This window comes from Roseburia sp. 1XD42-69 (assembly GCF_003612565.1).
Lineage (GTDB): Bacteria > Bacillota > Clostridia > Lachnospirales > Lachnospiraceae > Roseburia_B.
The window spans coordinates 59,036-68,627 of the sequence record NZ_RAZG01000019.1 but is presented as its reverse complement, the minus strand read 5'-3'; the positions used below and the strand labels follow the sequence as shown (position 1 = coordinate 68,627).

The 9,592-nt window shown below is 42.0% G+C and carries 17 protein-coding genes; 13 read left to right on the top strand and 4 right to left on the bottom strand.

Annotation, left to right across the window (positions count from 1 at the left end):
* Positions 1-59: 59 nt before the first annotated feature.
* From D7Y06_RS11495 to D7Y06_RS11480, 4 genes are all read right to left on the bottom strand, one after another.
* Entirely contained in the window at positions 60-434 is a 375-nt protein-coding gene (locus D7Y06_RS11495; RefSeq protein WP_120407939.1) for a helix-turn-helix domain-containing protein, read from the bottom strand.
* A gap of 134 nt (positions 435-568) precedes the next feature.
* Positions 569-904, bottom strand: a complete 336-nt coding sequence (locus D7Y06_RS11490; protein WP_120407938.1) for a type II toxin-antitoxin system PemK/MazF family toxin — start codon at positions 902-904, stop codon at positions 569-571.
* Complete coding sequence (locus tag D7Y06_RS11485; protein WP_120407937.1) at positions 889-1,077, bottom strand: DUF2281 domain-containing protein; 189 nt, start codon at positions 1,075-1,077, stop codon at positions 889-891. Before D7Y06_RS11485 ends, D7Y06_RS11490 begins: the two co-directional genes overlap by 16 nt.
* A gap of 67 nt (positions 1,078-1,144) precedes the next feature.
* Positions 1,145-1,372: a helix-turn-helix domain-containing protein gene (locus tag D7Y06_RS11480; protein ID WP_120407936.1), complete on the bottom strand. Its 228-nt coding sequence runs from the start codon at positions 1,370-1,372 to the stop codon at positions 1,145-1,147.
* 216 nt (positions 1,373-1,588) lie between these two features.
* Between D7Y06_RS11480 and D7Y06_RS11475 the strand changes: the two genes are divergently transcribed.
* From D7Y06_RS11475 to D7Y06_RS11415, 13 genes are all read left to right on the top strand, one after another.
* The gene (locus tag D7Y06_RS11475) at positions 1,589-1,798 is read left to right on the top strand and encodes a helix-turn-helix domain-containing protein (protein ID WP_120407935.1); all 210 of its coding nucleotides are present in this window, start codon (positions 1,589-1,591) and stop codon (positions 1,796-1,798) included.
* A gap of 54 nt (positions 1,799-1,852) precedes the next feature.
* A complete protein-coding gene (locus D7Y06_RS11470; protein WP_120407934.1) occupies positions 1,853-2,329 on the top strand; it encodes a helix-turn-helix domain-containing protein in 477 nt (158 codons plus the stop codon).
* Between the two features lie 31 nt (positions 2,330-2,360).
* Entirely contained in the window at positions 2,361-2,609 is a 249-nt protein-coding gene (locus tag D7Y06_RS11465) for a hypothetical protein (protein WP_120407933.1), read from the top strand.
* Positions 2,610-2,619: 10 nt separating this feature from the next.
* Positions 2,620-2,820, top strand: coding sequence for a hypothetical protein (locus D7Y06_RS11460; protein ID WP_120407932.1), 201 nt, complete (start codon positions 2,620-2,622; stop codon positions 2,818-2,820).
* Positions 2,798-3,406 carry a cell wall hydrolase gene (locus D7Y06_RS11455; RefSeq protein ID WP_120407931.1) on the top strand — a complete coding sequence of 203 codons (609 nt, stop codon included), beginning with the start codon at positions 2,798-2,800 and terminating at the stop codon, positions 3,404-3,406. Before D7Y06_RS11460 ends, D7Y06_RS11455 begins: the two co-directional genes overlap by 23 nt.
* A gap of 52 nt (positions 3,407-3,458) precedes the next feature.
* Positions 3,459-3,611, top strand: coding sequence for a hypothetical protein (locus D7Y06_RS25975; RefSeq protein WP_158591359.1), 153 nt, complete (start codon positions 3,459-3,461; stop codon positions 3,609-3,611).
* Positions 3,612-3,765: 154 nt separating this feature from the next.
* Positions 3,766-4,671, top strand: coding sequence for a DUF1351 domain-containing protein (locus tag D7Y06_RS11445; protein ID WP_120407929.1), 906 nt, complete (start codon positions 3,766-3,768; stop codon positions 4,669-4,671).
* Positions 4,671-5,360 (top strand): ERF family protein, encoded by a 690-nt coding sequence (locus D7Y06_RS11440; protein ID WP_120407928.1) that lies wholly within the window; start codon positions 4,671-4,673, stop codon positions 5,358-5,360. The genes D7Y06_RS11445 and D7Y06_RS11440 overlap by 1 nt, the downstream gene beginning before the upstream one ends.
* Positions 5,360-5,917, top strand: a complete 558-nt coding sequence (locus tag D7Y06_RS11435) for a hypothetical protein (protein WP_120407927.1) — start codon at positions 5,360-5,362, stop codon at positions 5,915-5,917. The genes D7Y06_RS11440 and D7Y06_RS11435 overlap by 1 nt, the downstream gene beginning before the upstream one ends.
* 18 nt (positions 5,918-5,935) lie before the next feature.
* Positions 5,936-6,847: a hypothetical protein gene (locus D7Y06_RS11430; protein WP_120407926.1), complete on the top strand. Its 912-nt coding sequence runs from the start codon at positions 5,936-5,938 to the stop codon at positions 6,845-6,847.
* A gap of 58 nt (positions 6,848-6,905) precedes the next feature.
* Entirely contained in the window at positions 6,906-7,343 is a 438-nt protein-coding gene (locus tag D7Y06_RS11425; protein WP_120407925.1) for a single-stranded DNA-binding protein, read from the top strand.
* A gap of 18 nt (positions 7,344-7,361) precedes the next feature.
* A complete protein-coding gene (locus D7Y06_RS11420) occupies positions 7,362-8,459 on the top strand; it encodes a phage replisome organizer N-terminal domain-containing protein (RefSeq protein ID WP_120407924.1) in 1,098 nt (365 codons plus the stop codon).
* A gap of 71 nt (positions 8,460-8,530) precedes the next feature.
* Entirely contained in the window at positions 8,531-9,583 is a 1,053-nt protein-coding gene (locus D7Y06_RS11415; protein ID WP_158591358.1) for a Cas9 inhibitor AcrIIA9 family protein, read from the top strand.
* Positions 9,584-9,592 lie beyond the last annotated feature (9 nt).

Below are 9,592 nucleotides of genomic sequence, written 5' to 3'. Positions count from 1 at the left end.
GATTAGATTGTTTTTTCATTTGTCTCCTTTATTATCCCTTCGGTACCACTCGAAGGGAACTATTTTACCGAGTTAGTTGTTCCAGTCTTTTTTAAAGGCGCGTCCGCTGCAACGGATTCTTCATAACATTCTAAGTATCCTTCCATTTTAGATTTGAATTCAATCTGTTTTTTTTCAGGAAGGCGATGGATAATAGATAGCCATTCAGTATCTTCTTTGGATAATGCAAGTGGAATATCAATATACTCTCCGGTCATCAAATAATCCATGGTGGTATTTAGCAAAAATGCTATTTTCAAAAGTTTATCTGCCGATGGTGGGCTATCATCCCATCTACGTATCGTTCCGTTACCAAGTCCCGCAGAAATTTCTAGGTTTTTTATATTTGTATTTTTTTCTTTAGCTAGCACTTTAATTCTTTCTAATAAAGTCATAATATTCCCTAAAATAGCAAATAAGCTATTGACAAATAGCATATACGCTATTATATTAACAATATAAAACAACAAGTTACATTAAAACATTACATCCCGGCGGCAACCGGAGAAAGGAGGGGTGCAAAAAAGTTTCAAATTTTTTTAATCAGGCGGTAAACGTTGTGAATACATTCATCCATTTTGCTATCTGTTATATGTCCAATTCTATATAGGATAAGTTTGCCATCCAAAGTAAAAATTTTATTGGGACGGATATTGCTGTCCCGTTGGAGGGAGCCATATTGGAAATCGTTTTTAAGCAAAGGTATAGCATAGCTGTCTTTTACATTCTGGGACGTAATCTGTAACATGATATAATCATCCCCCTCCATGTCTGCCAGTATGACAGCGGGACGTTTTTTGGAAGAACTTAAATCTGTAAATGGAAACGGGATGACAACGACATCACCCCTTACAAATTTTGCCATGCAGTATCTTCCTCCTTGCTCATCCAGTCTTTGGCCAAGCTTGGTTCGCTTAAGAGTGAATTATTAACATTTTCCTCTTCAAGCAGGATGAATTTCACAAAGGCCAGAATGGTGTCCAGTTTGCTTTCAGGTACTTGGGAAATTAAGTTTGTAATTATCTGTTTAGTTTCCATGTTCAAACCTCCTATTAAAAATATTTGTAACTTATATTATATGAGTATTTTGTATTGGTAAACAGCATTATTTGTTTATTTCCGGGTTATCTGTCCTGCCAAGCAGGTAGTCAACGGAGCAGTCCAGGTAGTCAGCGATGCGGGCAAGGCTGATACAGGACATATGTTTTCCTTTTGAGAATTCAGATATGGCGTTAATTCCCATATCAAGGTCAGCGAGCATGCTTTTTGTGTTGATATGCTGATTCTTTAACCGGAATTTAATACGGTTAGCAATGTCTTGTGTACTATACATAAAAATTAACCTCAGCTTTGTGCAAAATATATAAAATCATGCTAAAGCATGAAAAACAACTTGATTATCATGCTATTGCGTGATAATATGTAATCATAACAAGTTGCAATAAACAGTCAAAACAATAACTATCAAACTTTCATTGGAACTTACAAAATTATTTTAACATATTATTGCAACTTGTTAAAGAAAAAACTAAAAGGAAAGGAGAATCGTATGAGCAAAACAATTACACCCTGGGGCAGACAGTGCAAAGCACAGTTGGCAATCAAAGGAATCTCTTTAACTGGGCTGTCAGATGCTACGGGTTTATCCAGAACCTATCTGTCTGCCATTATAAACGGCAGGATAACAGCGCCCAGCGAAACAATTAATAAAATTAATCAGGCGCTTGACATACAGCAGGAAGCTAACGCCTGTTTGTAAGCGGGACAGGAAAGGTTCTATAGAAAATTATAACCGGGAAAGGAAGTGGAATAAATGGGGAGGCGGCCTACGAAAGCAGCGAATAACCCATTCTGCAGGGCTAGGATAGATGCGGCAAAATACAATGACAGCCTATTTTCAAAAGAAAAAGCGGCAGAGCTTCTGGGAATATCCGTTTCAACCCTTTCAGATTATGAACTTGGCGTCACAAAAACAGTGCCGCCGGATATGGTCTTAAAGATGGCGGATCTATATAATGCCCCGGAACTGGAGAACTATTATTGTACAAATGTGTGTCCTCTGGGTGGAGATATGCCAAAGGTGGATATTGTGACTTTGGATAGGATTACAGTTAGTGTAATTTCGTCTTTTCGCAAAGTAGGCGAAACCAGAGAACTTTTGCTGGATATCGTAGAGGACGGAATAATCGATGAATCAGAAAAAGCTGACTTGCAACGGGTGCTTTCAAATTTGGAAGAGCTCGAACAGATAGCATGTAGCCTGAAATTATGGGTCAAGAAAAATCTCTGAGCAGATGGAAAAATTGGAGAGGAGGAATTGTATGAGTGCATTGGCAACAGCGCCGGGAGTTGTAAGGAAGAGCACACGGATATTTGTTACCCAGGAAGATGTGTCCATACTTCTGGGATGCGGGAAAAGCAAGGCATATGACATTGTCCGTGATGTGAACGAACAGGCTAAGAAGAAAGGGAACCATCCATTCCCGGCAGGGAAAGCAAACAAGTATCTGTTTTCGGATATTTTTGATATCCCTATGGATGAAGTGGATAAGGTAATCAATGGAGAATAGGAGGTATGTCATGGCATATTTTAAGGTTTGTCCGAAATGCGGGGCTGCTTTGGACCCCGGCGAAAAGTGCGACTGCATAGAAGAAGCAAAAGAACGGCAGAAGAAACAGGAGTTTTTAAAGTGGCATTACAGGATAGAGTCTAAATCTAGGCAGATGGCATTTGTATTTGACAATGAGGAGGCTGGCTATGCGGGCAAAAAATGTTCTTAGCCTGTGCCTGGTCTCCGGCCTGACACTTTTAGCACTTGCGGCATCCGTTCATACTTCATGCAGCATAACCGCAAGTATGGCAGAGGAAAATGATTTATCTGCAGAGTGCCAGATAATTCCCATACGGCAGGACTGGAATATAGGGCGTGTCTTTTCAAAGGATGAAACTAGCCTGTTATACAGCTTTACTGCGGAGGATGCATATCTGCTTCAAAAAATTGCAATGGCTGAGGCTGAGGGCGAGGACACGGAAGGTAAGGCTCTTGTGATGCTGGCCGTCCTTAACAGGACAAGAGATGCCAAGTTCCCGGATTCCATAAGGGAAGTCATATTTCAGCCGGGGCAGTTCAGCCCTGTAGGCAACGGGCGTTTTTATGAGGTAAAGCCGGATGCGGACTGCAAGGCAGCGTTAGACTTAATTCTTTTGGAAAAATGGGATGGAAGCTGTGGCGCCACTTATTTTGAAAGTGAGAGTGAATCCACCTGGCACAGGGACAACCTGCATTTTATGTTTAAGCATGGGAAGCATTACTTTTACGAAGAAAGGGAGGGAGAAGGTGAAACTATTCATAAGGCATCTGATTGAGTCCATATATTCTGTGGCAGTTACATACATGATTGGAAGATGGGGGGTGAATATGGCATATCTGGAAAGGGGTTACAAGGCTCTTGGGGGAGAATTTTTATTAATTCCTATAGCTTATATGATAGCCTGGGGTGCAATTCATTATTTTATAGATGCATTGGAGGAAACAGCCAATGAAATGTTTATCCAAGAAAAAGAAAAGTAACATGGCAGACGCCAGACATGGAAAAAGAGCACCTGGCCGAAGCCAAGATGCCCTAACGGATAATCATATTGTATCAGTGTTTTTAAAAAAAATCAAGAAAAATGTATTTAATCTGCCTGTGGAATAGCAGGATAAAAATGAAAGGAGAATAGATATGGCAGATTTAGTATCCGTACAGGTTAAAGGTAACGTTGGAACGATTGAGGACAATCTGGATGCGGTAGAGCTCTGCATCCGTGAAAAAGTTCAGGAATACAGCATGATGGTAATAACAGAGGATTCTGTGAAAAACGGGAAAAAGTTTCTTGCAGATATCCGGAAAGAGAAGAAAGCCTTGGATGATGACCGCAAGGCTATTAAAGAACGGTGGATGGCACCGTATGAGGCGTTTGAGAAAAGGGCAAAGCAGATTATATCCCTTTATGACGAACCGGTAAATGTTATTAATGGCCAGCTTGCCGAATATGAGGAAAAGCGCAGGCAGGCGAAAAGGCAGGGGATACAGAAGGCCTACGATTTTGTGAAAGGGGACCTTGAAGAGTGGCTTCCTCTGGAACGCATTTACAACAGCAAATGGGAAAATGCGACGTATTCCGAGAAAAAAATCCGTGAAGATATGGAAAGGCTGTTTGACCAGACCAAAGTTTCTATCTCCACAATAAAATCTATGGGTTCGGAATTTGAAAAGGATGCCCTTGACAAGTTAAAAGAAACCGGGAGCCTTCAGGAAGCCATTGCCGTAATCAATGACCTGCAGAAACAAAAGGAGCGGTTCATGGAGCAGGCGAGGGAAGAGGCGGAGCATGAACGCCTGGCAAAAGAGGAGGCAGAGAAGAAAGCCAGTGCCATGCAGGCTTCACCGGCGCTTAATGACACGCTTTCCGTGCCATTGGAAAATGGGGAGGAAGAGGAGCCGGGAAAACCAGAAATGCCGGGAGAAACAGAATTATTATTTGCGTCAGAGAAGATGCTGACGGTAGTAGTAAAAGTTGGAGAGAATGACTTCGGAACGTTGAAAGAGACCCTGGAAGAAATGTTTCTGGAATACGAGGTGAGATAATGGGTGAATCAGGAAAAATATACCAGGCAATCCCGGCAATCATGGGGGAAATTGATGCCGTAGGAAAGAGCCAGAAAAATGCCAAGCAGGGATTTATGTACCGTGGAGTGGATGATGTGATGAATGCCATTAATCCGGCATTGGTAAAGCACAAGGTATTTATTGTTCCGGAGATCCTTGACCAGAAGAGGGAAGAGCGGAAAACGAACACTGGGGCGAATTTAATCTACTCTATCTGCCAGATGAAGTTCCGCTTTTTTGCAGAAGACGGGAGCAGCGTAGAGGCTGTTACTATCGGTGAGGGTATGGATTCCGGGGACAAAGCGACAAACAAAGCTATGGCGGTTGCGTTTAAATATGCATGTTTCCAGATTTTCTGTATTCCGACAGCCGAAATGAAAGATCCGGATGCGGACAGCCATGCAGTACAGCCTAAGCCCCAGGACAGTCAAGGGCAGGATGCTACAGAGGAACAGAAAAACAGGGAAATGGTGGAGCAGGGCAATAAAGCATCCATTGATGCAGTAAAAATCAAAGTGCTTAGGGATACAATCCGCCAGAAGGGCGTTTCGGAGAAATCAGTTCTTCAACATTATAAAATGGATGCATTTGAAAAAATGACAATGGCACATTGGACAAATGCTATGCAGATGCTCGAAAAATATCCAGACAAAAAGGAGAGCCAGTAGTGGATTTGACAGGAAATATCGTTGGCATTTCAACTAATTTTTTAACAAACAAATTCGAACTTACGGTTGCAGTAAATGAAAAAGGATGCCTGACAAGTGGATATGATGAGTTAAAGGAAGTGGAATTGTTAGATATCAGAATCAGGAAACACCGGAACCGTCGGAGCCTTGATGCAAATGCTTATTTCCACGTCTTAGTGGACAGGCTGGCAGATACAATGCGCATATCTAAGCCAAGGTGTAAAAACCTTATGATTGGCAGGTATGGACAGCCATTTTACATAAATGAAGGTGAAACCACAGAAGCCATTATTAAGACAAATATTCCGGTATCACAGATGTTAGAAAATGAAACTGTCCATTGCATGCCTTGCGGCCAGAAGATAGAGGACGGTAAAGAATTGGTGTTTTACAAAATTTTCCGTGGGAGCAGCACCTATGACACGAAGGAAATGAGCATTCTTATTGATGGAATTGTAACTGAATGTAAGGAACTGGGCATAGAAACGCTTCCGCCGGAGGAAGTGAAAAGGATGCTCGAGATGTGGAAAACGTAAGATTCAGGAGGTCTAAGGATGAATAGTAAAAATATAAAAAGACATTTGAAGGCAAAGTTAAAAGACTGGGTGAAGCATATTGATGATGAAGCAGTAAAGAAGACGATTGAGGAAAATACCATTATAACCGGCGGCGCTCTGGTTTCGCTTTTGACAGGCGAAACGGTGCATGATTACGATGTGTATTTCCGGACAAAAGACGCCTGTATTGAGGTTGCAAAATATTATGTTGACAAATGGAATAAAAAGCATGAGGACAAACCGGTATCCCTGCTTTGGGGTGAGCGGCTTGCACAGGAGACAGGCGAAGATAACGGTGCAGTAAAATGCTTTATTAAGTCCAAGGGAATTGCGGATGAAGACGAGCAGGCAGACAGCAGTATTGCATATAACTTTGAAAGTACGGCGGAGGAAGAGGAGTCGGATGCTGCTTCTGATGAAGGCGAAAAAGAAAGATACCGGCCACGCTTTATTACAAGCAATGCTATCACCCTTTCAGACAAAATACAGATTGTCACACGATTTTATGGGGAAGTGGCGGATATACATAAAAATTATGATTTTGCACATTGTACCTGCGCCTGGAGTTCCTGGGATAATGAGGTTTTTCTCCCGGTAAAAGCCCTGGAATGCATCATTAATAAAGAGCTTTATTATGTAGGGTCAAAGTACCCGCTTTGCTCAATCATACGCACAAAGAAATATATAAAACGTGGCTACAGCATTAATGCAGGGCAGTATGTAAAGATGTGTATGCAGTTGAATGAGGTGGATTTAAAGGACGTAAAAGTCCTGGAAGAACAGCTTACAGGCGTTGATACAACGTATTTTCAGATGATGATTGATGAATTGCAGAAGCACAAGGAGGAAAGCGGCTGTGGCAGTGTAGACATTACTTATGCCATGGAATTAATCAATAAGCTGTTTTAATGGCAGCGTTACCGGAAAACTTTATCAGAAAAAGCATCTGATACAAGGAGGGAGTTAAGTGAACAAAGTTATTTTAATGGGAAGGCTGACAAAAGATCCGGAAACCAGATATTACCAGGGGGAAGAACCAATGGGGATTGCCAGATACACATTGGCTGTTGACAGAAGGGGCGCTAAAAATAGTGATGGCCAGTCAGCAGACTTTATTCGCTGTATCGCTTTTCGGAAAAATGCGGAATTTGCAGAAAAGTATTTCCGTAAAGGAATAAAAATTGCTATTACAGGTCGAATCCAGACAAGCAGTTACACGGACAGATATGGGAATCTAGCTTACAGTACAGAGGTTGTAGTCGAAGAGCAGGAATTTGCAGAAAGCAAGTCCCATAGCCAACGAAGAGAATATGAAACGGAGGGGGCTTGGAACCCATGCCCTGCATATGGAGACAGGTTTATAGACATACCAGAGGGCATAGACGAAGAGCTTCCCTTTAATTAAGGGAAAAGGAGTTGGAAAATGGCAAAAAAATATTACTGGATGAAACTGCGTGAAGATTTTTTCGAGGATGATACCATGGAGTGGCTGGAAGAACAGCCCAATGGGAAAGAATATGCCCTGTTCTATTTGAAACTCTGCCTAAAATCAGTAAAGACAAATGGCCTGCTTGTCCGGAACGTAGGAAATATCTTTGTACCATATGACACACGGAAGCTTGCTGAGATTACCCATACGGATTTTGATACGGCAGTTGTGGCCATGGAAATTTTTAAAAATATAGGGCTGGTGGAGATTCTGGAGGGAGGTCAGATAAACATTCCACGAATGGAAGAAATGATAGGTTCAGAAACAGACAAGGCGGCAATGATGCGGAAAATCCGTGAACAAAAAAAGTTTTTGGCTGGTAACAATGTTACCAAAATGTTACCGGAAAAGGGTAACAGCAATATTAACAAGAATTTGCCGGAAGGGAGTGGTAACAATGTTACCCCGGTGTTACCGGAATGTTACCGTGATGTTACTCCCATGTTACCAGAAGAAAATGACAACACTGAAACCACAATGCTTCCGGAAGAGAGCGGTAACAATGTTACTCAGGTGTTACCGGAATGTTACCGTGATGTTACACAGAGATTAGAGAATAGAGATAGATATATAAATAATATAATTGTTGAGCCTCTGGCCCAACCCTGCCCGGGTACCCAGAAGCAAAAATGCAGGATAGGTGAATTTGAATATAAGTGCGTAGATATTCTTGTGGCATCCTGTAAAAAATCATTCCCCAACTCAAAAGTTCCGTCAACGGAAGCAGAGCGCGAAAAGTGGGCGGTTGAAATTGAGCGGATGAAGCGGCTGGATGAAAGAAACGAGTCAGATATCTTAGAAGCCCTGACCTATGCAACAACAGACAGTTTTTGGAAATCAAATATCCGCAGTACAAAAAAGTTCCGGGACAAGTTTGAAACATTGATTGTTCAGAGCAGGGGTAAAGCGACAACGGATAACCGACAGACACCCGGTAAATTTCAGAACTTCTACCAGCGGGAATATGATTATGAGGCGTTGGAACAAAAGCTGCTGAATGCAGAGATGAAGGGAGCGGGAAATGAAAAATAGCCAGGCACTTCAGGGGACCGAAAAAGAGCACTTTTATATGTTTTTCTATTTCGATGAAAAGGAGGGCAACTATGGAGACAAAAGGATTTAACGGAAGTGAGATTTCCGAAAAGAACAAAGAAGCTTTACAGTCTGAAGCATGGCAGGAGGTAAGGAAAATAATGAAAACAGAGATTCAGCATTTCACAGAGGCACCGGAGATTCAACATTTTGCAACGGTAAAAGTAAGCAAAAATGATAATGTCTACGGAGTTGTTTGGGGGAATGTAGTTAGGGAATATCTCAAAACGGCATATTCCGGGGAAAATGCACAGGCGGATGTTGTATCAGATGGCATTACATATAAGGTCTTGAAGCGTGAAGAAGTGACAGCTTTCTATGATGCGGATGGTAACACACTCTTTGATGTGGCGAATGGGCGGCTTGAAAAGGAATATGAGTATGTCATGAAGGAAGATAAAATGACTGCCGTATCAGAGGAGGAAATTGACAATGCAGCTGAAGCTGAGGAGAAAAATGCAGATTTGGAAAAGAAAGATGCGGATAAGGAAACTGGAGAAACTCAGGAAGAAAAATCAGAAGGGAAATCCGAAAGTGATGTACCGACCGACGATATAGAAGTTCCTGATCCGGTATCCGTAAAGCAGATGGCGAAGGAAAAACTGGAAAAAGAAATGAAAGCAGATAAGGATAAGACCTTTGCAGAGCCTGTTATTGGGTATTTGCTGAAACGCTGTGAAGATGATTTGGGGCTTGCCCAGGATGTGGTGCAGGAGCATAAGACATGGAAAAAATGCCTTGATTATATATACGGACAGGCACGCAAACAGGCGACGGAGAACAGAGCTGTTGTTCGTAATGATGTGGTATATGAATGGGCCGAGGATTATTACCACAAAGATGATAAGGCTGAGGAGGAAAAGAAAGCTAAAAAAGAGGCTGAAAGAAAGGCAAAGCAGAAGAAAGCAGCAGAAGAGAGAAAGGCTAAAGCAAAAGAAAATTCTGCTAAAGCAGCGCCTACTCCACAAAAGAAAGAGGATATGCCAAAAGAGCAGCCAAAGTCAAAGAGAAATGGCAAGGATATGGATGGGCAGCTTGATATGTTCTTCATGATGGGAATGTAGGGGGGCGGT